Here is a 23,652-nt window from a genome sequence, read left to right as displayed (position 1 = left end):
TGCCCGTTTAGCATTCGGTGGAAATGAATTCAAATTCTGTCTGCTTATGCCTAATGATCCGTTAAAATCCAACTGAAATTTTGGTCATATCTTCGCTAGTGACCCCCGCTGTGGCTGTGATAGTCTGACGCTATTGGCGGTCAATCTTGGCTGCCATATCTGTGGATACTGCTCACTGCATGACAGAAGACGCGATTATCACCCCACCCAACGACGCGGCAAACAGCTCTGCGAGACGTGCAGTCGTGCGCGAAAAACGGAGCCGACGATGGTCGGTATGGCGGGCGTTGGGCTGGGTGTTTCTTACTGTTCTTCTTTTGGTGATGATTGCGGCGGCTTACGCCTGGTCAAACCGCTATAGCTTTATTGAGGATATCTTTATCGGCGCACTCTCTGAGCAAGGCATTGACGGAACCTTGTCTATTGAGCGCATGAGCCGCACGGGCGCCGTGATATCAGACATTGATTTGCGCGCAAATGGTGCACCTCTGTTTTCAGCAAAGCGCATCACCGCTGATTATGAATGGCGTGAGGCTTTGGGGGGCACGGTGAAAAAACTGGTGCTGGATAGCCCTAAATTGGCCGTGACAATCGACGCACAAGGCAAAATTATTGATGGTTGGATGCCCGCAACGGATGCCTCTGGTCAAGGCACAACGCTGCCTAAGGACGGGATTATCCTCAATGATGCCGAAATTACGGTCAGTAGCCCTTATGGTATTGTGAACGGCGCTGGCGAAATCACAGTGATGAGTATCGATACCATAGCCGCTGATTTGCGGTTTAGCCAAACAACGCTGCGTTTTGAAGATATGTCCGCGACGATAGAGGGTGAGCTTGAGCTGCGCCGGGCAGGTCCCCTTTGGGATGTGAAATTAGACGCGGATATGCCGCGCGTGATGATGGGCGCGCGTCGCGTTGAAGGCGCCACGCTTAAGGCTGAGCTAACCGCTGATACCCGCGCGGGTTTTGATATTAGCGGCCCTGCGGCTTTGGGGTTTGATAGTCTTGATACGAACCGCTTCACTACTAAGGCTGGCGAGATTGACTGGTACGGACGTATCGCATTGGATATGGATTTAAAGCGCCTTGCCAATATAAGCGGCAATTGGGCTGCGTCTGTCGATATGGCGGCCGTGAAGGACACCGTTCTGGCCAATGATATGGCGGATAAAATCACCTTGTTTGATACGCTATCCGCAACACCGATTACAGAGGCCTTTGCGGGCGGCTTGCGCGGGGACTTTCGGGCCGTGTTAGATGGGGCGAATATAGAGGGCGAAGGCTTTATTGAGTGGGACGATGCAGACACCACTGTCTCTTTAAGCGCGCCATTAAACCTCACCAGCAAGCGAACCAAAATCGCGATTAGTCCTGATGATACGCTACCGCTTTACGTCTTTAATAAAGCATCCGCGCGCATTAAAATCGCGTCGAATTTGTCTATGGTCGGGCGTTACCCTGTTAGCGTCAAGAGCCTCAGCGCGGTCGTTGCCTCTGATGACGGGATTAGTTTTGACGGTTTAAACGCCGTATCGGCGCGGTTAGATCGAAGAACCAGTTGGCTAGCAAAGACAGCGGGTCGTGACGTGCACCTGGCACCATCCAGTGTTGATATGACTTATGAGGACGGGGCTACGCGCCGTCTGACCTTGCGCGGTCCGATTGATTTTGACGGCCCTGTGCCAGGTGGTTTCGCGACAGGCTTGATGGCAAATGGACGGCTAGATGTTAGCCTTGGCCCGGATAAGCTAAAGGCTGATTTTATGCCCAAAACTGGCTCCCTCGTGAGGCTCAGCCAGTTTGAGACATTAACCGATTGGACAGCGACCGACACGACATTTTCTTTACAAGCCGGTGAAACTCCTTTGTTTGTAAGAGACGATAAGGGCTCGACACTCAGCGCGGTAGCGGTGGATCTGAAAGCGACCCTGACAGAAGCGGAAACCCAGCGTAAGATTGCGCTTGATGTTGGCAGCGTCACGGCGCAGGGGCGCATAGGAACGGCCCGTCAAGACTGGGCTATGCAGGCAAGAGATGCCGTGGTGAAAACTGATGACTTCATCAGCCCTAATACGGTGATGCGCGCGGAAACGGCGACAGTTGAGGCGGTCTTGACGGCGGATAAATCTACGCAAATTAAGGTCAGCGCGCCAGCGGCCGATGTTACCACGCCGCAATTTATTGTAACCAAGATGCCCTTTAATCTAAACGGGACGAGCGAACAATTTAGCGCGACCTACGGCGCCCCAAAGTTAACGCCTAAAATGACTGTTGGATTAATTCGTATGACGACGGGCGAGACCCTTCCTATTTTGCCGGTCAAGGGAACGCTGGAATATGACAAGGGCCTGATTACGGGCCAAGCGCAAACGGTTCTGCCAAAAGCGGAAGACACCGATATTAATATCGACTACCGGATGCAGGACGGTGTCGGTACGGCGCAAGTCGATGTACCAAGCCTGTATTTTGAGCGGGGCAAGTTACAGCCGCAAGACCTTGTGACATCACTTCAAGGTAAAATTGCCGATGTAAACGGCTCTGTTTCTGCCTTTGTTGATCTGGCTTTCAAGGCAGGTAATCCGATGACATCATCGGGGCGTGTGCGCGTTGATGATCTTAATTTTGGTACATTGCCGGGGCCGTTTTCAGGCGTCAGTACAGAGATTAATTTTGACTCTTTTTTCCCACTCACCACTTCTGGCGAGCAAACGCTTTATGTGGAGAGTTTTAACCCGGGTCTTGCGCTGAATGACGGCGTGATAAAATATGAGTTGGTTGATAACGGTATTAAAATCAAAAGCGCCATGTGGCCTTTGGCAGGGGGGCAGTTATCTCTCGATCCCACCGTCTGGATTTATGACGCGCCTAAGAACGATGTGGTTGTGCGTGTTGACGGCGTGTCTATTTCAGCCTTTTTAGAAAAAGTCGGCGGAGAGAACTTAAGTGCAACAGGCGATGTGCAAGGCGTTATCCCGGTCACCGTCGCCGGTGTGAATGTTAGCATTAACAACGGGCAATTGTCAGTCAAAGACGGCGGCGTCATCCAATACCGGACCCCGCAGTTAAAGTCGGTGGTGGACCTTATCCCCGAAGAATTTGTGACGTTGGAAGACTACAGACAATTTCAAAAAGTACGCAAAGACGAAAGCCTTGGCGATAATGTCGGCAAAGACTTGGCGTTCACCGCATTGCGCAATTTCGAGTATAAATCGCTTAGCGCGACGCTGAACGGGGCTTTGGACGGGGAAGTGGCTGTGAACCTGCAATTTGAGGGACGAAACCCGAAAATCCTCGCGGGCACACGGTTTGATTTTGATATCAATGTCGTCGGTGAATTGGTCAATCTACTGCGCGGGCTAAAAGTCGATAGCGGCTTTGACAGATTAAAGGGCTATATTGATATGGGCGCAGATGATACGGCCATAAATGACACCATAAATGAGCCCCTTGCATTAACGGGGCGTTCATCCCAAATTCAGACGCAGAAGGATATAAAGCCATGATGAAACAAGGAATTGCCTATGCGGGCGTGCTGCTCCTCGGCGCAAGCGCGATAATGACCACGGGATGTCAGCCAAAGCTGCAACTCGTAGCCCCAGATAAACCGATAGAAATTAACTTGAATGTCAAAATTGATCAGCAAGTGCGCGTCCGACTGGATAAAGACGTCGAAGACCTGATCGCTAATAACCCCGACCTGTTTTAAGGAGGTCATGATGAAAACATTTACACTCAGCTTACTCGCAGCGCTCGCTTTAGCGGGCGGCGGCTTGGCCACATATTCTGTGCTGCATGTCCCAGCGGCAAGCGCGCAAAGCAATGCGAAAGCCGTTGTTGACCAAGCCATCGCCCAAGGTCGTATTGGTGAGACGATTGGCGGCTATCTGGACGCTGTCACGACGATTAATGACGCGGAACGCCGTGCTATGAACACGATTAATATTGGTCGCAAGTCTGTCTACACCAATTTGGCCCAGCAACAGGGCGTCTCCGTTGATGTTGTGGCGCGTCTATCCGGTGAAAAGCAGATTGCCAAAGCGGCCTCTGGCACAAAAATAATGGATGCCAGCGGACGATGGACTACAAAATAGTGACGGCCTAACCGCCAAGTTAACAAACAATAAACCGCGCTTTGTTTAGACTGTCTAACAAAGCGCGGTTTTTCTTTGCGCAAATCATTATTTTATGACTCTATAGGTCAGTAAAATTTAACCCGATAAAGAGCCCGCCATGTCAGACACGAAATTAACCCCCGCTGGATTATCCGCCCTTATGTGCGCGCGAATTTGTCATGACTTGGTCAGCCCCGTTGGCGCGCTTGGCACGGCGTTGGAGGTGTTAGGCGATGACGCTAATGCCGATATGCATGAAGACGCGATGAATTTGGTCAAATCGTCGGCGCGACAAGCCTCTGCTAAATTGCAATATCTACGTCTTGCTTTTGGTGCTGGGGGTTCTGCGCCGGGTATGATTGGCGTGGCGGAGCTGATCAAACTGGCCGACGGCGTTTACGGCGAAGGCAAGGTGACGTTGGTTTGGGACGCGAAAGTATCAGTCGTGGAGAAAACCGCTGCGCGGCTCCTGCTTAATCTGATTATGCTCGGTGTGAACTCTATTCCGTTTGGCGGAGAGCTACATATTACCCCCGAAGAGAGTGATGACACCGTGACGCTGACATTAAAAGCGACGGGTAATAAAGCGCGCCTTGCTGATTTTGTACCGATTACCTTTGCGGGTAAGGCGCCCGATATCGGCTTTGATGGTCGCACAATTCAGCCCTTTTATGCCGGTATGATCGTGCGTGAAGCCAAAGGGCAGATTGACGCCCGCTTTGATAATGATGTTGTAACGCTAAGCGCGACCTTGCCCAAAGTTGTCGCAGTCTAAGAGCGTTAATTTACAGGCGCGCGCCGTAAAATATTTGCTGCGCCTTTATGACCTTTTAACCAATTAAAGCGACCTTAGGGCACTGGCATGATTCTTTCATGCGTTGCCCAAGGTTCGCTATGTCACTGACGTCTCATATAGATTTGTCGCCCCTAAAAGGGATGTTGGGCAGAACTGTGTTGGATGCAGGCCATGCGGGAACAAAAGACATAGCGCCCAAGGCGCTGGACCCCATGTCGGGCGATGATTTGTTGGCGTCACGCGCTTTTGTTGATGCGGCGCGGGCGGACGTCACGGATTTGCTTGACCCCGACAATCACAACCTATCCAACATTACCGCACGATTGGGTCGTATCATCACCCTGTCAAAAGGTGTATCCGCGCGCGCCATTGACCGTGCGGCTGATGCGGCCTTGGATATGAGTAAAAATAATCCTGACTTTGAAAAATCTGCGCAATGGCAAGGTCAGATACTCGTCTTAAATAAACTGATCGCGCAATACGGCACAGGGCTGGAGCAAGTCGAAGCTGAGCTGGATAATGCCCGTCACGCGAATACCCCCGTTGTTGCAGAGTCAGAGATTGTATCAGCCGAAACATTTGCAGATGAGCTAGATATCGAACCGTCGGAGGCTTTTACCACGGCAAGAGAAACGCTAACGCCATTGCTGAAATTTGCGCAGAGTGATGCTCAGCGCTCAGCGCTCATGCGTCTTGCCAAAATTGACACGCGCGATGTTAAGCCCGATGCGCCAAAATCAGAGCTTTCAAGTGAAGACCTTGAGGTTAAGGCCTCGGCACCTATTGCCAAGCCCGTTTTCACGAAACCAAAAATAACATCTGTGCCCTTTGAAGCCGTGATGCGTAATTTTACGACCCAGACCCTGCGCGCGGCGCGGCAATCTGATAAAATTGTTAGCGTGTCATACGGCGCAGTGGGTCAGACAGATATCCCTGTTGAGCGCAGCGCCGCCGTTGATACGGTGTTAAGCGCATTAGCTGATGGACTTGTATCTCAATGGTTGGAACGGCCAGAGCTTCGCCAAGCCCGCGGGGAAGCCGGGGCGGGCCATATTGCTGTCACCGCAACCGGGACCGCGAAAACTTTGTCTATTAGCTTTGCTCTTTCAACGGCAGTCGGACTTGATTTTAATGATGCAGCTTTGCGCCAATCATTAGGCCCGCTTGATGGAGAACTGTCGTCAACGCTGTCTGATAGATCTGCGACGCTTGTCTTATCCTTATCACGACAATTGGCTAAGCCTGCCGTTAAGGAAAGCCCAAAAGTGGATGTGCCGACGCTGGACGCTGATTTAACACTCGGTGATATTTTATCGGAGGGCCTTGTGTAATGGCCCATGCATTTGTCCAAAATACAAAACCTGCGCGCCGTTGCCTCGTGGTCGATGATAGCAAAATGATACGCCGCGTCGCAGGCCGTATTCTCAAAGACTTAAACTTTGAAACCGTCGAGGCTGGTAACGGCCAAGAGGCGCTGGACATTTGCCGTGCCGCAATGCCAGACGCTATCCTTTTGGATTGGAACATGCCTGTTATGGACGGTTTAACCTTCCTTAAAGCCTTACGTCACGAAGGCGGCGCTAAAGAGCCTATTGTTGTGTTTTGTACGGCCGAGCGTGACGTCACGAAAATCGCCGAAGCACTTGATGCCGGCGCCGATGAATATGTCATGAAACCCTTTGATAGTGACATCATCGAGAGCAAATTTTCCCAAGCAGGATTGCTATAATCATGAGCGGTGCGTTATCGCTTAACCCTAGCTATTATCAGGCTTTAAAACGTCTGACATTAGAGATGGCCGGTATTTCGCTGGGCGATAATCATGAATTTCTGATAGAAACGCGCTTGTCCGCGCTCGCTCGTCGCGAAGGGTTTGAAACGCTACCCGATATGGTGGATGAGTTGTTTTCAGTTGGGCAAACGCGGTTGGCTGTGCATGTGGTCTCGTCGCTTTTAGAGCGTGATACGCATTTCTTTGATGACCGCGATAGTCTCAATTACGTTATCGAGCACTGCCTGCCAAAGCTGCATCCGTTGTATAAAGGCGGCTCCATTCGTATTCTGTCCTTTGGTTGTTCATCAGGGCAAGAACCTGTGTCCATGGCGATTGAAATTGACAAGGTCAAAGACCGCTTCCCGTCTATGGGTATAGAAATTGTTGGGGTGGATTATCCGTCTGTCGCGCTCGACCGCGCCCGCGCTGGACGCTACACTCATTTTGAAGTGCAACGCGGCCTGCCCATTCGCGACCTGATTACGTATTTTGACAAAGTCGGCGAAGATTGGGTGGTTAAAGAAGACTTACGCAAGCGCCTCTCATTTGAGGATTTTCATCTGCTGTCTAAACCTGATGATTTGGGTGCATTTCATATCGTATTGTTTCGTAACCGCTTGTCCTTGTACAGCGCGCCCGCCCAAGTGCGCGTGATGCGGAGCCTGTCCGAAGTGACGCAAGCGAACGGCTATTTGGTACTGGGTAGTGAAGAAACACTGGGGCAGTTAAATTACGGTTTTGATGTTGTAGGCGATCACACGGCACTTTACCGTAAACGTGAAGCTGTCGTTGAAGTTGTGGAAGATCCGTCGATCAAAAAACCATCTGATAAAACCCATTTTGAAGGCGCGAAACGCCGCCTCCGCCGTTATTCGGATGATACGCTGGATGATGACAATGATGCAGTAGCGTCAAGTGCCTAAGCATATAGGCGTTGAACGTTTATCCCACAGATAGCACATCCCAGCACGCCCCTAAGGTATGATAGTCCGTTTTGCCTAGAGGTGATTTTTTATTATCAATCACGGAGCCGTCACGATTTCGGACACGAAACCATGCGCCGTATGTGTGGTCTATCATATGATCCCAACACCAACGCCAAATACGGTTATAATCGTCTCGGTAAGTCTCATCATGTGTCGCGCGGTATAACCGCCACGCCGTCGCAAAGGTCTCGGCTTGAACCCAGAAATGCTTTTCGGACGCACAGACAGTGCCGTCGGGGGCAATGCCGTAAAAAATTCCGCCGTGATCTTTATCCCATCCTGTTTTCATCGCGCGGTCGTAAAGGGCTTTCGCCTTTGATATCCATTTTGCGTTTGGGCGTTCATCATTAAGGATTAAAAGTAGCTTGCTCCATTCGGTTTGGTGTCCCGGCTGAAAGCCCCAGGGTCTGTAACGGTCATTGGGGTTGTCGATATTATAATCCATATCGACCTGCCAATTTGTATCGTAATGCTCCCATATTTGCCCGTCACTTTGGGATGCTAAATCAAAGGCAAAACGATCCGCGAGCTGTTCGGCTCTGTCTAAATATTTAACGTCTCCGTTTGCTTGCCATGCTGCAAGTAAGGCTTCGCACATATGCATATTGGCGTTTTGCCCGCGATAAGGTGACAGAGTTTCAAGTGTATCATCCCGCTCATCACTATATGCGCTGGCGGCCTCGTCCCAGAAATATGTTTCCATAAAGTCAAAGGTCTCATGCAGCGTTTTTAACGCGTCCGTAATCCCGGCACGAAGGCAGGCGGCGGCCGCCAAAATAACAAACGCATGACCATAGGCCATAACGCGGGTGTCGGTGACAACGCTCCGCTCAATCAACCACGCATAATGACCATTATCCTGTTTATGGACGGTCGTCAGATAATCCAGCCCCCATTTCGCCCAATCCAGTTGCTGCGAATTTTTATAGAGTCTGTAGGCTGTGGCGTAGTTAAAAACATAGCGCGCGCTGCCGACGAGTTGCCGTGCATCCGGATCAAAACATTCGCCATTATCAAAAAAACACCCGTAAAATCCGCCGTCAGGGCAAAAGACGCGCGGCTCATAAAAGGCGAGCGTAGAGTGGACATGGGCCTCTAGGAAATTAGGGCTTTCAAAGTCAATATTTTTGATGCTGTGCGTCATGTCGACTTAGGCAGACAGCAATTGCCAGACACCTTTCACACCAATGAAGGATGTGAACAGCGAAAAGGCTAAAATCAACGTCAGGACAATATTGGGTATCAACGTATTTTTATGAACTCCCATCAGATCCTTTCGGTTAGATAGATAAAAAATGCAGAGCACCGTTAGGGGTAATATCACGGCATTAAACGCTTGGGACACAATCATCACAAGCACGGGTCGTGCGCCAAAGAACGGCACCACAAGGCCGAGCAGGGAAATCAAAAATACCATAATACGGTACTTTGGTAGCGTCATATCACGCTGGCGATCATTATAATCACAGAGCAACCACGGCAGCATCAGCACATTTGGAAATTGGGAGGACACCCCAGCTGACACAATACCAACCGCAAATATAGTTACAGCAAATGACCCCGCGAGTGGTTCTAGCAAGGTAATCATTTGCGACGGATAGGACAGGCCAAGGCCTTCGACATAAAGCGTGCCAGCGGCTGCGGCCATAATTGCAGCGCTAATCACAAACATGAGGCTGACAGAAACAAGGGCGTCATTGCGCTGGGTGCGGGCATCTTTCAATGTCCAGCCCGCTTCTTTCACCAGTGTTGTTCTAATGATGAATAGCCCAGAAAAAATTGTTGTGCCAACCATGGACGCGATTACGAGCAATGGCCCGCCGCTTGCGCTTGACGCGACCTTTGGGACTGTGGGGACCAACCCTTTAATAATATCAAGGGGAGGGGGCATCATGATGAAAAAGTTGATTAGAAAGCTTGCCGACATGATGGCCACAATAACGGCGAGACTGCGTTCAAAAAATTGGGTTTTACCGTTCCAGAAAATGAAGAACACGAGCGCTGAAAAACTCGCGGCAAAGTAAATTGGGGCAATACCGCCGTCGATAACCGTCTTTGACCATTCATAACAAATCTCTGCGACAATGCCCATCACGCCCATAACACTCCCGCATACGCCCAGTGTTAAGGCGATGATAAAGTACAAACCTACGGCGGGGTGAATATGTTTACGAAACGCTTGAAGCGCCGTCTCGCCTGTCACCAACGTGTAGCGCCCATACAAATTTATCATAAAAAAAGTACATAGACAGGACGCGACAACGGCCCACAATAAACTCATGCCGTAATCGGCACCTGCTTTGGCCATCGCCGTGACACTCCCGGTGCCAAGGTTAAAGCCGAGCAAAAATATCCCCGGCAAGAAGAGAGCCAAGCCCTTGGCAAATTTCTGGCCGAAGGTGCTGTTGGTCGCCGCTTCAGTATCATGTGGTTGTGTCATGATGATATCCCCCATAGTCGAGCAGCTCTTTGGCTACTTTTGGATGAGGGTAACACTATTGCTAAGGCTTTGTCACGATAAAGCCTGAGGCAGCTTATCGCCAAGCGCTTTGAAAGTTGCTCTGTGAACGGCCCAAGAAAAAACCCGCTCTCAAATTTGAGGAGCGGGTTTGTTTCGCTGTGGGAGCAGCTATTCTGATATAGGTCTTAGGCAGACATTTTGTCTTTGGCTGGGTCGCGAAGGACGTAGCCTCGGCCCCAAACGGTTTCAATGTAATGCTCGCCTTGTGTGGCGGCTGCGATTTTCTTGCGCAGCTTACAAATAAACACGTCAATAATTTTTAGCTCAGGCTCGTCCATGCCGCCGTATAGGTGGTTCAGGAACATTTCCTTCGTTAGGGTTGTGCCTTTGCGAAGTGATAAAAGCTCTAGCATCTGGTATTCTTTGCCTGTCAGATGGACGCGGTGATCCCCAACTTCAACAGTTTTGGCATCAAGGTTCACCTTGATATCGCCTGTTGTAATGATGGACTGGCTGTGACCTTTGGAGCGGCGCACAACAGAGTGGATACGCGCGATAAGCTCGTCTTTGTGGAACGGCTTTGTCATATAGTCATCAGCCCCAGTGCCAAGACCGCGAACCTTGCTGTCGACATCAGATGTGCCAGACAGAATAAAGATCGGTGTATTGACCTTCGCCATGCGCAGCGTCTTCAACACATCAAATCCTGGCATATCAGGCAAATTAAGATCCAATAGAATAATATCGTAATCGTAAAGTTTGCCGAGATCGACACCTTCTTCGCCCAGGTCCGTCGTATAGACATTGAACCCTTCGGTTTTAAGCATCAATTCGATGCCTTGCGCAGTTGCGCTATCATCTTCAATTAAAAGAACGCGCATGTTATGTCCCTCCCAGGCGAATCAAATTCCGAAGCCAACGGAATATAGTTAACGTAGAACTAGCCTTACGTGAATCCCGTAAACCAAAAGTTAACAGCGTGTTATTGTTAAGCCCTTGCGTTTACACTTTATTTTTCACGAATTTTCACCGTATCGTAAACATGTGTCCCTATAAACAATCCCATAAGGCGGGAAAACCGCCATGAAAAATGGTGTTAGGTGAGATTATGAACAGTGCGATGGACAAGAATGTTCGCCAAACGCGCTTCCAAATTGCTGAATTGCAAAAACGGATCGCGGTTTTAGAGGCAACAAGAGAAGATCTGGAACGACAAATCCGCAAATTAAACGATAGCGTCCCTGAAGACGACGTCGAAGCGAACGCGCAAAAAGATGGTTATGTGGCTTATGGCTCATATGCCAAGTCAGTCATTGCGCGAAAAGACAATATTCGGAGTTCATTAACGGACATCCAAATGCAAACGGCTGATCTGGCTGGCGATTTGCGCATCGCACTTGATGCGCTCGACAGCTTTGAGCGGGTAAAAGCCCGCCAAATGGCAGCCAAGGCTGAAAAGGCGATGCAAAAGCGCGCCTAAACTTTCAGCGGCAATGTGGGATTTCCTCACTCAGGTGAGGGACTATGTCTTTCGGGGGGAAGACATAAAAGCGGACGGGTATCCTATTGGGATGCACCGTCCGTTTTTTTGTTTTCATGTACCATTGATAAAGAGGGCTTAGGTTTCGCCCTCAACCCACGCATATAAATCCTCAATGCCCAGATCATTGGCGGCTTCGACCCATATTGTTTGATCCGTCGTCGGGCTAGGCGAAAGTGTTTGATAGCCCACAACGGCGCAGACCATCAATGCGGCTGCGGCTGCAGCAAACCGAAAGACGTTGGTTTTGCCGCGAGGCCTGTCATTAGACGCACCGTGGGGGGATGTTGACGTTTTACTTTCCGCTTTGGCGGCTTTCAAAATACGCGCGCGTAGTAAGTCACTGGGTTTGGCGACAACATGGCTGTCCAGGGCGTTATCCAAAGCGGCTGCGGTCTCCGCGTGGCTTGGGTTAGCCCGCAAAGCCGTATCAGCTTGTGCACGCAAATGTGCAGGCCAACGCGCGCTATCCGCGCCGTAAATGTCTATCAAATGTTTCAAATCGTCTGTCATAAAAATCTCTCTCTATTCCGCTGCGCCGAGATTAAGCAGTTCTGGGTCTAAGGTCCGGCTCAGTTGCCGTCGCGCGCGTGATAACAGGCTTTCATAGGCTTTCACGCTTACGCCTAAAATCTCCGCCGCCTCTGTTTGGCTCATATATTGATAATAACACAGCACCATGGCGGCGCGCTGATTATCGGGCAAGGCGGCGAGCGCGCTATCCACCGTTTGCCTGCGCTGCGCAATCATCAACCCTTTGGCGGCATCATCATGATCATCGATTAACTCTGGGGGGCTATCCACGTAAACCGGCTTTTTCTTTTTAATAATATCAAAGCAGGCGTGGGTACCGATACGGCTCATCCAAGTGATTAATTTGGCTTTACCTGGCACCCAATCAGGAGCTATCTGCCACGTTTTTAAAAACACCGTCTGCGTCACGTCTTCAGCCATAACGGGATCGCCAAGCAGGCGCGTCGCAAGGCCGTGGATGCGGCTCATATGGCGGTCCATTAATTCGCCCAAGGCTTTGTCATCCCCCGCGGCAAGGCGGGGGATGAGGTCTGCATCAAGGTCTGTCACTAAGTCGGGCAAGTAGCCAATCCTAGCGCTGGCCGCGCTTACCTTTACGCTTGCCTTTACGCTTACGGCCTTCGCCTTTGGTCAGCACGCCGTCACCATTGGCGTCCATGCGTGTAAACATGGCCTCGGCGGAGGCTTCGTATTCCGCGCGCGTAATAAAGCCGTCACCATTAGCATCACGCACTGGGCGTTTCATGCCGCGTTCACCACGCTGACCTTTTTCTGCTTTGCGCTCTGCGCGTTTGGCTTTGCGTTCCGCTTTCGCTGTTGCGCGCTCAGCCTCGCTTATTGTGCCGTCGCCATTGGTATCAATACGGGCCTTCATTTCTGCGCGTTTCTCTCCGCGTTTCGCCTCATGCTGTTCGCGCAGGGCATCGTGCTCGGCGCGTGTGATGACACCGTCACCATTGGCGTCAGCGCGCGAAAAACGTTCTGACGCGCGGGCGTCTTTCATGGCTTCTCGCCCGGCTTTCATTTCGTCCTTAGACAGCATACCGTCACCGTTAAGATCAGCGGTCACAAAACGCGTTGTCGTCGCCGTCATAAATTCTGCCTTGGTGACTTGGCCGTCTTGGTTAAGGTCGGCTTTGGGTCCAGGCTTGGCGAAAGCAGCGGTTGATAGCAATGATGCACCCGCCAACAAGATTGCGGCTTTGGTCATACGGTTGGTAATATCTGACATGGTAAAATCCTTTTTCCGTTGTGTCGTTCATAGAGACAAACGAGCGGGAGAGGAAATTCCTTCGCAGATGACAATTTTTTAATGCAGAATTTTAGGCGACAGCGATTTGAGCGGCAACTTCGCTGATTTTATCCAAAATACGCGTATTTAAATTTGGGTCGGTCAAATGCCCGCCGTAAGGCGGCGGGGCGCCGAGGAACTGCCGTATCGTATCAGAGAGCAATAATGCGCTCTCAACCGCCAAATCTTGTGGGCCAGTGGAAAGCACTAACGGATCAAATTTCGGAGCGCGTGTGCGCATCGCTTCCATCATCCAATAGGCCCGCATAAAGTGATCTGACGCCGCACTATAGGTCATGACACTAACATCGGACGCTTGGGCTAGCCGCGTATGGGCGGGCGTGCAACCCACGGGGGCAGCGACAAAAACCCAATCATAAGACAGTGACAGCGCGGCCATACTGCCGAGAACAACATCCATCTGTGCATCGCCACAAGCGCAGGCCGTAAAATGCTCATTGCTGGTGATATACAGAACATCCGTAATGTCAGCCCCACGATATAGCACATCACCAAGGGTTTTGTTATAGATGATACCCGCCGCTGTCATTAACGCTCCGTCTTGAGCGTCCAGCATGAGTACAGTTTCACCGCGCGCGGCGGCTGATTTGGCCAGGCTGAGCGTTAGCTTGATAGACGCTTGTGCATTTTCACCTTCATCGCTGGCTGTGAATATCGGGATTAACCGTCCAGCCGGCTGATAGGCAGGGCTCAAATGGGGCAATGTGTCTAAAGCCATAAAATCTCTCAATGCTACACCCCCCATTTTATGGGGCCATTCACTTCGGGCGAACTCTGTCGGCTGCTCCGATAAGACTATGTAGCAAAGTCGCGTTAAACCCCCGCTAAGAGACGTGCTTAATAGCGGTTAAGAGTTGTGACCATTTTATGTCGGTGATGATTATTACGCTCGGTAAGGAAAACGCTCTGATCTATTGTGATTGGGCACAAAAAACCCCGCCTTACGGCAGGGTCTTTATCTAAATCTAAAATCTAACTTAGCGGTATTGCTGTACACGCGTCGTGCGCAGCCCAGCGATGCCGTAGCTTTCAATACTGCGCTGCCAAGACATAAATTCTTCGGCCGATAGGCCGTAACGCTCGCAGGCGGCTTCTAATGTTAAAAGTCCACCCCGCACAGCGGCGACGACTTCGGCTTTACGTCGGATAACCCAACGCACTGTTGATGGTTTTGGCAAATCTGCCAAGGTCAAAGGCGTTCCCTCCGGCCCAATCACCACATTCTCTCTTTTTACTTTGCGGTCAGTCATGCTGCCCCTCACTCGCTTATTTTTGTTATGAATTCTGTGTAATGTGAGGGTCTTAAAAAGAGTTTAAGCCTGCGGGTAAAAATTGAGTAAATTCAATAGTTTACGAAGGTTAACAGAATCGCCCTTATCGTTAATAAAGGTTTACAGCAAAATCTAATCCTTTGATTCTATTGAGATTCTACGGACGTGTTTTGCAACACTTTCTGCGGCTTTGTATCGACTTGGGACGATTGGCCCCCTATATGGCGTGCAAATTAAATGTGAAATTATTTTAAAACTTTGCATAAATAGACGAAAATGGGCTACGGCCCGCTGAAATTTAACCCGTGAAGGATGTGAATTGTGACGGCACCCGCCCTAAAAGATGCCAAAACGTTAAATTCGCTCGGCTTTCCCAAGTCAGAATCTGACACACGCGTGGTTGTCGCCATGAGCGGCGGGGTGGATAGCTCTGTTTGTGCAGCCATGCTCGCGCGCGAAGGCTATGATGTGGTTGGCGTGACCTTGCAGCTTTATGATCACGGCGAGGCGATCAAAAAGGCCAAAGCCTGTTGCGCAGGTCAAGATATCTATGATGCGAAACGCGTATCAGAAATGATGGGTTTTCCGCATTATGTTTTGGATTATGAAAGTAACTTCAAAGAAAGCGTTATTGATGATTTCGCCGATACCTACCTAAAAGGGGCCACGCCCATCCCTTGTGTGCGTTGTAATCAAACGGTGAAGTTTCGAGATCTCCTGCAAGTCGCAAAAGACTTGGGCGCGGACTGTATGGCGACAGGGCATTATATCCAACGTATTGACGGTGACAACGGGCCAGAATTGCACCGCGGCTTTGATGGCGGCAAAGACCAAAGTTATTTCCTCTTTGCGACCACGCGAGAGCAATTGGATTTTCTACGGTTTCCGTTAGGTGCGATGAATAAATCAGAGACCCGCAAACTCGCCGTAGAGCTTGGTCTTAACGTGGCAGCCAAACCAGACAGCCAGGACATTTGTTTTGTGCCCACGGGTAAATATACAGATGTGATTGAAAAAATCCGTCCTGCGGCGGCGCAACCCGGAAATATGGTGCATTTGGACGGCACAGTATTGGGCACTCACCGGGGCGTCATGTATTACACTATCGGACAGCGCCGCGGCCTAGGGTTAGAGCACGGCTCTGGTCTTGACCCGCTTTATGTTGTGCGCATTGACGCGGATAAAGGCGAGGTCATTGTTGGCCCGCGTGGGGCATTATTACGCGATATCATCTATCTAGACGAAGTGAATTGGATTGGAGACGGTGATTTCGGCGCAGAACTTGTCGGGCGTAAGGTCAATGTGAAACTGCGAAGCACCACGCCGCCGCGTCCTGCCGTGTTTGAGATGCGCGGTAATCATATCGTGATAAAGCTAGAGACCGCCGATGAGGGTATATCCCCTGGACAGGCCTGTGTGTTTTACGACCCAGAGGCGGATAGCGCCCGCACGCTTGGCGGTGGCTGGATTGTAAAGGCGGAATAGTGATCTGGCAAAATGGTCATGATTGCGTCCTGTTATTATCGTCGAAGATTTGTTACTAAGGTTACAGCTAACCAAGGAGGATACTATGGCCATTATGAAATCAGTGCAGATTATGAGCGAATCTGCGAAGTCTTTTGAAGATGCTATTCAAGTGGGCGTCGCCCGTATGAGCAAAACTGTTAAAGGCATCAAGTCTTGCTACATTAACGACCAATCTTGTGTCGTGGACGGGGGCAATGTCACAATGTTTCGCGTGAATATGCAGGTGACGTTCGAGGTCAAAGACTAATTGTCCCAATAATTGGGGCGCGCCCCGCTTGTTATTTCTGGCTCACCCCTTAATTAGGGGTGAGCTTTTTTTATAAGGATGTGACCGTGAGTTTTCTGCCGACCCCATTGGATAACATATATGTGTTGATTGCTGTCGTGATTGGCCTTGTCTTATTGGTGTTTGCTTTTAACCACTCGCGCAAAGTAAAAAAACAGCTAGAGCAAACCCGCGCTAACAAAGAGGCCGCTCGCAAAGCGCGTTTGAAAGCCAAGCGCGATGCCGCCGATGCATCCAATGAATAATCCTCAATAATCATTATAACCGTCTCAAAGGACACGCTTATGACTTCCTCTTCTGATCCTGTTGTTATTGTCGGTATGGCGCGTACGCCGATGGGCGCATTTCAAGGGGCCTTTGCCTCTGTTCCGGCACCCAAGCTTGGCGCAGCCGCTATTGAAGGTGCAATGAAAGACGCGGGCGTGGACAGTGATAAGATTGAGCAGACCATCATGGGCTGCGTCCTGCCAGCGGGCCAAGGCCAAGCACCAGCCCGTCAAGCCGCGATCTATGCTGGCCTGGGTGAGGGATGCGAAGCGACCACAGTCAATAAAATGTGTGGCAGCGGTATGCAGGCTGCTATTATGGCCCATGACGCGATTAAAGCGGGCAGTATTAACGTGGCGGTCGCTGGTGGAATGGAAAATATGACGGCGGCACCGTATCTGATGCCATCTGCGCGGAGCGGCGCGCGTATGGGTGATACCAAAATGATTGATAGCATGATGTATGACGGCTTGACCGATGCTTATGAGGGCGGCGCCCCTGGAAACGCATCAATGGGTGTGTTTGCCGATATGATTGCAGCGGAATATCAATTCACCCGCGAAGCCCAGGACGCTTACGCTATTGAGTCGGTTGCCCGTGCCAAAGCCGCTCAAGACAGCGGTGCGTTTGAGCGCGAGATTACAGCGGTTACCGTAAAAGGTCGCAAGGGTGATACCGTCGTCTCAGAGGATGAAGGTCCCAAAAACGCGCGGCCTGAAAAGATACCAACCCTACGCGCGGTGTTCACTAAGGACGGCACGGTGACAGCTGCCAATGCCAGTTCCATTAATGATGGTGCTGCGGCCTTGGTCATGATGCGCCGCTCCCAAGCTTTGGACGAGGGGCATAAGATTTTGGCAGAAGTGGTGTCACATGCCGCCCACGCCCATGCGCCCGCCTATTTCACGACAGCCCCAGTTAACGCCATGAAAAAGGCTTTGGACAAAGCGGGATGGGACGCATCCGATGTTGATCTGTGGGAAATAAATGAAGCCTTTGCTGTCGTCCCCATGATTGCCATGCAAGAGCTTGGCCTTGATCACGCCAAAGTAAATGTGAACGGCGGCGGTTGTGTGCTGGGTCATCCGATTGGCGCGTCTGGTGCGCGCATTATCACGACACTTATCGCGGCGATGGAATCTCGCAATGCACATAAAGGCGTTGCCAGCCTTTGTATTGGCGGCGGCGAAGCCACAGCGGTGTGTTTAAAGCGGATTTAAAATTGCTGTTATTCAGTCTTCGACAATTGTGTATAACAATGTTATACAGTGGGTGAATTTCAATCTGGAGCCAGCCATGCCAACAGTTGCAATCCGTCTTGATGACGATATGAAAGCCCGTCTTGAGACGCTGGCTGAAGTTCATGATCGTTCACCGCATTACCTCATGAAAGAGGCAATTGAGGAATATGTGGATGAAAAAGAAGCGGAAAATTTTGTTTATAACGCATTGCTTGAGCGCTGGCGCGAGTATGAGTTGACGGGCGAAACGATGTCAGGTGACAGCGTCAAAGCTTGGATTGATGCCCTGCCAAACGAGTAATGACCTTACACATAAAGTTTTTAGTACAAGCGGATGAGGATATTAAACGCCTCTACACCTTCCTATCCGATATAAATATATCAGCTGCGAAAAAGGCTCTCCAAGCGATTTACGCTGACATCGTTTTACTCAGCCTTCATCCTGAGATTGGACGACCTTTGCGCAGGCCCTTATATGTCAGAGAAAGATGCGTGAATTTTGGAGCGCGTGGTTATGTTATTCATTACCGGGCAACAGAAACGGATTTAATTATCATACGGATATGGCACGGATCGGAAACTCGGCTTTAGAGTGTCCCAGGCTTTGTCCAAAATCCTATCTAAATCCGCGGCACTGCATTACTGATTAAATTGAGCGGGATCGTGTTGCTATCCTTAGATTGACGCAGCACGATGCGGGACTGCACATCAGAGATCAAATCAATGCCGAGTAGGACTTCGCGCAGGAAGTCTTCATAGCTGTGCATGTCTTTGGTTACGATGCGAAGCATGAAGTCGACTGCCCCTGTGACGACGGCGCATTGCACAACTTCGGGCATATTACGGACGGCTTTTTCAAATTTTTCCATATTTTCGCGATTGGGAAGCGCAAGTTTAACAGCAACGAAGACTTCGAAATCAAGGCCTAGTTTTTCGCGGTCTAAAATGGTGACACGCGCCTTGATAATGCCTGTTTCTTCCATACGTTTAATGCGGCGCCAGCACGGCGAGGATGAGAGCCCGACCTTATCCGCGATATCGGCCACGGATAGGGCTGCATTGCCTTGCAATAAGTTTAAAATCTTTGCATCAATACCATCGATTTGTTCTGGCATAATAATCCCCTGAATTTCAATTTGAAAGAAAATTATGCTATTTTTATATCTTTTTCAACATATAATCGCGTAGATATCATGTGATATCTGCATGATATTGTCGCAAACTACTAACATGCTCTCGGGGATCTGACACGATGTCAAAACGCTCTAACCAGTCAAAGCTTTATGTACCCGAACCACCCTTTCGGCCTGGAGACATGCCTGACTATTCCCATATCAGCGTGCCAGCGATGTTTACCCCGCGCCGTCCAGACCCCATGTGTGATGATCACGAGACGGCCGAGCATGCATTGAAGCTTATCCGTGTTCTGCGCTTTAATGGCGAAGCTGTTGGGGAGTGGAAACCTAAGCTTACGGCGGATCAAATTCGCAAGGGTCTGCGCGATATGATGCTAACCCGCGCTATGGATGAGCGCATGTTTAACATGCAGCGACAGGGTAAAATGAGTTTTTACATGAAATCAGCGGGTGAAGAAGCGGTCAGCGTTGGTCACGCTATGGCTCTGCGCGATGATGATATGACATTCCCAACTTACCGTCAGCAGGGTATATTAATTAATCGCGGCGCCCCCATCGAGGATATGATGTGCCAATGCCTGTCCAATGGTGGTGACCGTTTGCAGGGCAAATCTATTCCTGTTCTTTATTCGTTTAAAGAGTTCGGCTTTTTCTCTATCTCTGGCAATTTGGGCACGCAACTTATTCAAGGTGTGGGCTGGGCCATGGCCGAAGCCTATAAAAATGAAGACGGAATTGCGAGTGTATTTACGGGCGAGGGAGCGACCGCCGAAGGCGATTTTCACTACGCCCTTAATTTCGCGTCGACTTACCGTGCGCCGTGCATTATCAACGTGGTCAATAACCAATGGGCAATTAGCTCTTTTCAAGGCATTGCCATGGGAGAGGGTGAAAGCTTTGCTGCGCGCGGGACAGGCTACGGCTTGGCGACACTACGCGTTGACGGCAATGATCTGCTCGCTGTCTATGCGGCGACAGAATGGGCGGCTGAGCGTGCCCGTAAAGGTGGTGGTGCCACTGTGATTGAGCATTTCACATACCGTAAATCCGGCCATTCTACGGCGGATGACCCGGCAAAATACCGGCCCGAAAATGACCCAGAGGTCTGGCCTTTTGGTGACCCTGTTGACCGTCTTAAAAACCACCTCATCCTGATTGGGGAATGGGATGAAGACCGCCACGCGGCGCAGGAAAAAGAGCTAAAGCTAGAAATTCGTGACCTGTATAAAAAGGCCGAGAAGATGGGTAACTTGTCCGATGACCTGCACGTTGATCCGCTGACGATGTTTGAAGCTGTCTATGCTGATATGCCAGACCATTTGCGCCGCCAACGCGCAAACTTCTTGGACGAGGATTAAGTCATGGCCAAGACATCGACAGATATGAGCATGATTGAAGCCATCCGTGACGCTATGGATGTTAAAATGACAATGGACCCCAATGTTCTTGTCTTTGGCGAAGATGTCGGATATTTCGGCGGTGTGTTCCGCTGCACGGCGGGTTTGCAGGAAAAACACGGATTGCACCGCTGTTTTGACACGCCCATATCTGAGGGCGGTATTATTGGTATTGCGATTGGGATGGCGGCCAATGGCCTCCGCCCCGTCGCAGAAATCCAATTTGCTGATTATATTTACCCAGCTTACGATCAAATCGCATCAGAAGCCGCGCGGCTGCGCTACCGTTCTAATGGTGATTTCAGTGCGCCATTGACCATTCGTACGCCTGTTGGTGGCGGTATTTACGGCGGCACCACCCATAGCCAAAGCCCAGAGGCGCTGTTCACCCATATTGCGGGCCTTAAAACTATCATCCCGTCCAACCCCTATGACGCCAAAGGATTGCTGATAAGCGCCATTGAAGATGAAGACCCCGTATTATTTTTAGAACCTAAACGGCTCTATAATGGTCCGTTTGACGGTGATCACCATAAGCCATCAGTGAGCTGGGCAGGCCATCCGTTGGGTGATGTGCCGAACGGGCATTACACAGTGCCGCTGGGTAAAGCGCGCACACTTCGCGAAGGCAATGATCTGACCATTCTCGCTTACGGCACGATGGTCTGGGTCGCCGAAGCCGCAGTAGAAGCCACAGGGATTAGCGCTGATGTGATTGATCTCCGCTCACTACTGCCGCTGGATTTGGACGCTATTGTGAACTCTGTGAAGAAAACAGGCCGCGCTATGATACTGCACGAAGCGACGCGTACGTCGGGGTTTGGGGCGGAGTTAATTGCTGAAATCCAAGAACATTGTTTCTACTATCTGGAGGCACCTCTCGTTCGCGTCACAGGATGGGATACGCCCTATCCGCATGCGCAAGAATGGGCCTATTTCCCGACCAAAGACCGTGTGGTAAAAGAAATCCAAGACCTGATGAGTGAGCAGCAACTGTAATGCCAAGCGTTATATATAAAATGCCCGATATTGGCGAAGGCGTTGTCGAAGCCGAAATTACGGCTTGGCATATCAAAGTTGGTGACACGGTTTCCGAGGAAGATCCGGTCGCGGACGCGATGACCGACAAGGCGACGATCGAGCTGACCGCGCCCGTTGACGGGACAGTCACGGCACTAGGCTGCGAAGAAGGCGATATGTTGACGGTTGGCTCAATGCTCGTGACCTTTGAGACTGAGACTGAGGGTGACACTGAGGGTGACACAGATGAGGTGGATAATTCTGCTGCCGTTCAAAACACCCCTGATATAGATGCTGACCTAACGCCAAACCCAAGCGGCTCGTCCGACTTTATTTATAAGATGCCCGACATTGGCGAAGGCGTGGTGGAAGCGGAAATCACCGCATGGCACGTTAAAGTGGGCGACACAGTATCCGAAGAAGACCCAGTCGCAGACGCAATGACCGATAAAGCGACGATAGAGCTGACCGCCCCTGTTGACGGGGTCGTCACGGCATTAGGGTGCGGGGAAGGGGATATGCTAACCGTGGGCTCGATGCTTGCGACCTTTACGGTCGAAGGTGACGTAACCCCCGCTGCCGAACCCGCCCCAGATGAAACGGCACCGATTAAGGCCAGTACGAATAAGCCTGCTGCCTCGCCAAAGCCGCGCGCGGAACAACCTATAATGCCGCCGTCACCCATCACGAAAAAAGTCCTGGCCTCACCCGCTGTGCGGCGCCGGGCGCGCGAAGCCGGTCTGACCCTGTCTGACGCCACGCCAACGGGCGCATCGGGGCAAGTGACCCATATTGATCTTGACCGTTTGGAAACGGCGCTAGAGCCGCTACCCGGTGAAACCCGCATTAAAGTCATCGGCCTGCGCCGCGTGATTGCGGAACGTATGGCCGCGTCCAAACGCAACATCCCGCATTTCACCTATGTGGATGAAGTGGATATGACAGAGCTAGAGGCACTTCGAAAACGCGCCAATGCGAAATCCGGTGAGACGCGGGCCAAGCTAACCGTGCTGCCGTTCATCATTCGCGCGCTCGCCCTCACCCTACGGGATTGGCCGCAATTCAACGCCCGTTATGATGATAATGCAGGGTATGTCAGTCAGTTTGCAGATTTGAACCTCGGCATGGCGACCATGACGGACAAAGGCCTAATTGTGCCCGTGCTACAGGACGCAGGCAGTCTCTCGATTTGGGATATGGCGGCAGAGATTGCGCGGCTCGCCGAAGGCGCGCGCACCAATAAATTATCAACAGATGATTTGAGCGGCGCGACAACAACGCTCACCTCGCTTGGCCCCTTAGGCGGTATTGTCACAACGCCCGTAATTAACCGCCCAGAGGTCGCAATTTTTGGGCCCAATAAAATCCGTCCGCATCTGGTCATGAAGGACGGCGTGGTCACAGAGCGCCAAGTCATGAATTTTTCAGTCTCTTGCGATCACCGCGTCATCGACGGCTATGACGCCGCCGCCATGGTGCAGGATTTAAAAGCCTATCTTGAGGACCCAACAGTGATGTTTCTCGCCTAAGTTGGCTTTGCATCTTAGGACTAGGGGTTGCCTATAGATGCGCTCGTGCAGCGTAGTCGGCTACATTCCGTGACAAAAAAAGTCATACAATCATTATATTCGCTTGAGCCAACAGTAAGAGAGGCGCAGTTTATTTGAGCTTGGTGAACGCACACTGATAAACAACTTGGATTAGCAACTGCGCTACTGGCCATTCCAACTGTCGCGGCCGCTATTGTCGCACTCATAATGACCTTTTTAATGTTACTTTTGATTTGCATTAATTCATCCTCCTTAAACGTGAATACTATATTCATATCATAAGTTGCATAAATTTACAAGCTCAGGTTTACTAATCCATCTAGGGTGTCGATGGTTAAATACAAATGTGGATCTTGGACTATATTATCTCTGCAATTTTGTTTTTATTGGTTAGCTTCGTTATTGAAGAACGCCCAAGTCCGATACAGACGGCTATGAC

Annotated in this window: 26 protein-coding genes; 17 read left to right on the top strand and 9 right to left on the bottom strand. The window is 50.7% G+C overall.

Annotated elements, in window-relative coordinates:
* Nucleotides 1–146: 146 nt before the first annotated feature.
* The 7 genes from AB6B37_RS12235 (at nucleotide 147) to AB6B37_RS12205 (ending at nucleotide 7,608) form a co-directional block, all read left to right on the top strand.
* Nucleotides 147–3,506 carry a YdbH domain-containing protein gene (locus AB6B37_RS12235; protein ID WP_371396096.1) on the top strand — a complete coding sequence of 1,120 codons (3,360 nt, stop codon included), beginning with the start codon at nucleotides 147–149 and terminating at the stop codon, nucleotides 3,504–3,506.
* Nucleotides 3,503–3,709, top strand: a complete 207-nt coding sequence (locus tag AB6B37_RS12230; RefSeq protein WP_371396095.1) for a YnbE family lipoprotein — start codon at nucleotides 3,503–3,505, stop codon at nucleotides 3,707–3,709. The genes AB6B37_RS12235 and AB6B37_RS12230 overlap by 4 nt, the downstream gene beginning before the upstream one ends.
* Before the next feature lie 7 nt (nucleotides 3,710–3,716).
* Nucleotides 3,717–4,094 carry a YdbL family protein gene (locus tag AB6B37_RS12225; RefSeq protein WP_371396094.1) on the top strand — a complete coding sequence of 126 codons (378 nt, stop codon included), beginning with the start codon at nucleotides 3,717–3,719 and terminating at the stop codon, nucleotides 4,092–4,094.
* A 139-nt stretch (nucleotides 4,095–4,233) separates the two neighbouring features.
* Nucleotides 4,234–4,890 carry a histidine phosphotransferase family protein gene (locus tag AB6B37_RS12220; RefSeq protein ID WP_371396093.1) on the top strand — a complete coding sequence of 219 codons (657 nt, stop codon included), beginning with the start codon at nucleotides 4,234–4,236 and terminating at the stop codon, nucleotides 4,888–4,890.
* 119 nt (nucleotides 4,891–5,009) lie between these two features.
* Nucleotides 5,010–6,242, top strand: coding sequence for a hypothetical protein (locus AB6B37_RS12215; protein ID WP_371396092.1), 1,233 nt, complete (start codon nucleotides 5,010–5,012; stop codon nucleotides 6,240–6,242).
* Entirely contained in the window at nucleotides 6,242–6,640 is a 399-nt protein-coding gene (locus tag AB6B37_RS12210; protein ID WP_371396091.1) for a response regulator, read from the top strand. Before AB6B37_RS12215 ends, AB6B37_RS12210 begins: the two co-directional genes overlap by 1 nt.
* A gap of 2 nt (nucleotides 6,641–6,642) precedes the next feature.
* Complete coding sequence (locus AB6B37_RS12205; protein ID WP_371396090.1) at nucleotides 6,643–7,608, top strand: protein-glutamate O-methyltransferase CheR; 966 nt, start codon at nucleotides 6,643–6,645, stop codon at nucleotides 7,606–7,608.
* 19 nt (nucleotides 7,609–7,627) lie between these two features.
* Here the strand turns inward: AB6B37_RS12205 and AB6B37_RS12200 are convergent, their stop codons facing one another.
* The 3 genes from AB6B37_RS12200 to ctrA all read right to left on the bottom strand — a co-directional run bounded on the left by AB6B37_RS12200 (nucleotide 7,628) and on the right by ctrA (nucleotide 11,013).
* Entirely contained in the window at nucleotides 7,628–8,815 is a 1,188-nt protein-coding gene (locus AB6B37_RS12200) for an AGE family epimerase/isomerase (protein ID WP_371396089.1), read from the bottom strand.
* Nucleotides 8,816–8,821: 6 nt separating this feature from the next.
* Nucleotides 8,822–10,111 (bottom strand): Nramp family divalent metal transporter, encoded by a 1,290-nt coding sequence (locus AB6B37_RS12195; RefSeq protein WP_371396088.1) that lies wholly within the window; start codon nucleotides 10,109–10,111, stop codon nucleotides 8,822–8,824.
* 206 nt (nucleotides 10,112–10,317) lie between these two features.
* Entirely contained in the window at nucleotides 10,318–11,013 is a 696-nt protein-coding gene (gene ctrA, locus AB6B37_RS12190; RefSeq protein WP_371396087.1) for a response regulator transcription factor CtrA, read from the bottom strand.
* 227 nt (nucleotides 11,014–11,240) lie between these two features.
* Between ctrA and AB6B37_RS12185 the strand changes: the two genes are divergently transcribed.
* Nucleotides 11,241–11,612 carry a flagellar export protein FliJ gene (locus AB6B37_RS12185; RefSeq protein ID WP_371396086.1) on the top strand — a complete coding sequence of 124 codons (372 nt, stop codon included), beginning with the start codon at nucleotides 11,241–11,243 and terminating at the stop codon, nucleotides 11,610–11,612.
* Nucleotides 11,613–11,750: 138 nt separating this feature from the next.
* On the opposite strand, the gene AB6B37_RS12180 is transcribed toward AB6B37_RS12185, so the two are convergent.
* From AB6B37_RS12180 to AB6B37_RS12160, 5 genes are all read right to left on the bottom strand, one after another.
* Nucleotides 11,751–12,185, bottom strand: a complete 435-nt coding sequence (locus tag AB6B37_RS12180; protein WP_371396085.1) for a hypothetical protein — start codon at nucleotides 12,183–12,185, stop codon at nucleotides 11,751–11,753.
* A 12-nt stretch (nucleotides 12,186–12,197) separates the two neighbouring features.
* Nucleotides 12,198–12,767 carry a sigma-70 family RNA polymerase sigma factor gene (locus AB6B37_RS12175; protein WP_371396084.1) on the bottom strand — a complete coding sequence of 190 codons (570 nt, stop codon included), beginning with the start codon at nucleotides 12,765–12,767 and terminating at the stop codon, nucleotides 12,198–12,200.
* Between the two features lie 10 nt (nucleotides 12,768–12,777).
* Nucleotides 12,778–13,437 (bottom strand): hypothetical protein, encoded by a 660-nt coding sequence (locus AB6B37_RS12170; protein ID WP_371396083.1) that lies wholly within the window; start codon nucleotides 13,435–13,437, stop codon nucleotides 12,778–12,780.
* Between the two features lie 91 nt (nucleotides 13,438–13,528).
* Nucleotides 13,529–14,236, bottom strand: a complete 708-nt coding sequence (locus AB6B37_RS12165; RefSeq protein WP_371396082.1) for a MinD/ParA family protein — start codon at nucleotides 14,234–14,236, stop codon at nucleotides 13,529–13,531.
* Between the two features lie 259 nt (nucleotides 14,237–14,495).
* A complete protein-coding gene (locus tag AB6B37_RS12160; protein ID WP_371396081.1) occupies nucleotides 14,496–14,768 on the bottom strand; it encodes a DUF1153 domain-containing protein in 273 nt (90 codons plus the stop codon).
* A 342-nt stretch (nucleotides 14,769–15,110) separates the two neighbouring features.
* Here AB6B37_RS12160 and mnmA point away from each other — a divergent pair, with 342 nt between their 5' ends.
* From mnmA to AB6B37_RS12130, 6 genes are all read left to right on the top strand, one after another.
* A complete protein-coding gene (gene mnmA, locus AB6B37_RS12155; protein ID WP_371396080.1) occupies nucleotides 15,111–16,274 on the top strand; it encodes a tRNA 2-thiouridine(34) synthase MnmA in 1,164 nt (387 codons plus the stop codon).
* Nucleotides 16,275–16,359: 85 nt separating this feature from the next.
* On the top strand, nucleotides 16,360–16,563 hold the full coding sequence (locus AB6B37_RS12150; protein ID WP_371396079.1) for a dodecin family protein: 204 nt from the start codon (nucleotides 16,360–16,362) through the stop codon (nucleotides 16,561–16,563).
* 86 nt (nucleotides 16,564–16,649) lie between these two features.
* The gene (locus tag AB6B37_RS12145) at nucleotides 16,650–16,847 is read left to right on the top strand and encodes a hypothetical protein (RefSeq protein WP_371396078.1); all 198 of its coding nucleotides are present in this window, start codon (nucleotides 16,650–16,652) and stop codon (nucleotides 16,845–16,847) included.
* A gap of 39 nt (nucleotides 16,848–16,886) precedes the next feature.
* Entirely contained in the window at nucleotides 16,887–18,089 is a 1,203-nt protein-coding gene (locus AB6B37_RS12140) for an acetyl-CoA C-acyltransferase (RefSeq protein ID WP_371396077.1), read from the top strand.
* 76 nt (nucleotides 18,090–18,165) lie between these two features.
* Nucleotides 18,166–18,411: a CopG family ribbon-helix-helix protein gene (locus AB6B37_RS12135; protein ID WP_371396076.1), complete on the top strand. Its 246-nt coding sequence runs from the start codon at nucleotides 18,166–18,168 to the stop codon at nucleotides 18,409–18,411.
* Nucleotides 18,411–18,701, top strand: a complete 291-nt coding sequence (locus tag AB6B37_RS12130) for a type II toxin-antitoxin system RelE/ParE family toxin (protein WP_371396075.1) — start codon at nucleotides 18,411–18,413, stop codon at nucleotides 18,699–18,701. The genes AB6B37_RS12135 and AB6B37_RS12130 overlap by 1 nt, the downstream gene beginning before the upstream one ends.
* Before the next feature lie 29 nt (nucleotides 18,702–18,730).
* On the opposite strand, the gene AB6B37_RS12125 is transcribed toward AB6B37_RS12130, so the two are convergent.
* The gene (locus AB6B37_RS12125) at nucleotides 18,731–19,225 is read right to left on the bottom strand and encodes an Lrp/AsnC family transcriptional regulator (RefSeq protein ID WP_371396074.1); all 495 of its coding nucleotides are present in this window, start codon (nucleotides 19,223–19,225) and stop codon (nucleotides 18,731–18,733) included.
* A 137-nt stretch (nucleotides 19,226–19,362) separates the two neighbouring features.
* On the opposite strand from AB6B37_RS12125, the gene AB6B37_RS12120 reads away from it, so the two are divergent.
* From AB6B37_RS12120 to AB6B37_RS12110, 3 genes are read left to right on the top strand one after another with little or no spacing between them, the layout of a single operon-like run.
* The gene (locus AB6B37_RS12120; protein ID WP_371396073.1) at nucleotides 19,363–20,604 is read left to right on the top strand and encodes a thiamine pyrophosphate-dependent enzyme; all 1,242 of its coding nucleotides are present in this window, start codon (nucleotides 19,363–19,365) and stop codon (nucleotides 20,602–20,604) included.
* A 3-nt stretch (nucleotides 20,605–20,607) separates the two neighbouring features.
* Nucleotides 20,608–21,642 carry an alpha-ketoacid dehydrogenase subunit beta gene (locus AB6B37_RS12115; RefSeq protein WP_371396072.1) on the top strand — a complete coding sequence of 345 codons (1,035 nt, stop codon included), beginning with the start codon at nucleotides 20,608–20,610 and terminating at the stop codon, nucleotides 21,640–21,642.
* Nucleotides 21,642–23,192: a 2-oxo acid dehydrogenase subunit E2 gene (locus AB6B37_RS12110; RefSeq protein WP_371396071.1), complete on the top strand. Its 1,551-nt coding sequence runs from the start codon at nucleotides 21,642–21,644 to the stop codon at nucleotides 23,190–23,192. The genes AB6B37_RS12115 and AB6B37_RS12110 overlap by 1 nt, the downstream gene beginning before the upstream one ends.
* Nucleotides 23,193–23,652 lie beyond the last annotated feature (460 nt).

Source organism: Fretibacter rubidus (assembly GCF_041429785.1).
GTDB lineage: Bacteria > Pseudomonadota > Alphaproteobacteria > Caulobacterales > Maricaulaceae > Fretibacter > Fretibacter rubidus.
Note: the sequence above shows the minus strand (reverse complement) of the source record. Positions and strands in the feature narration are given on the sequence as shown.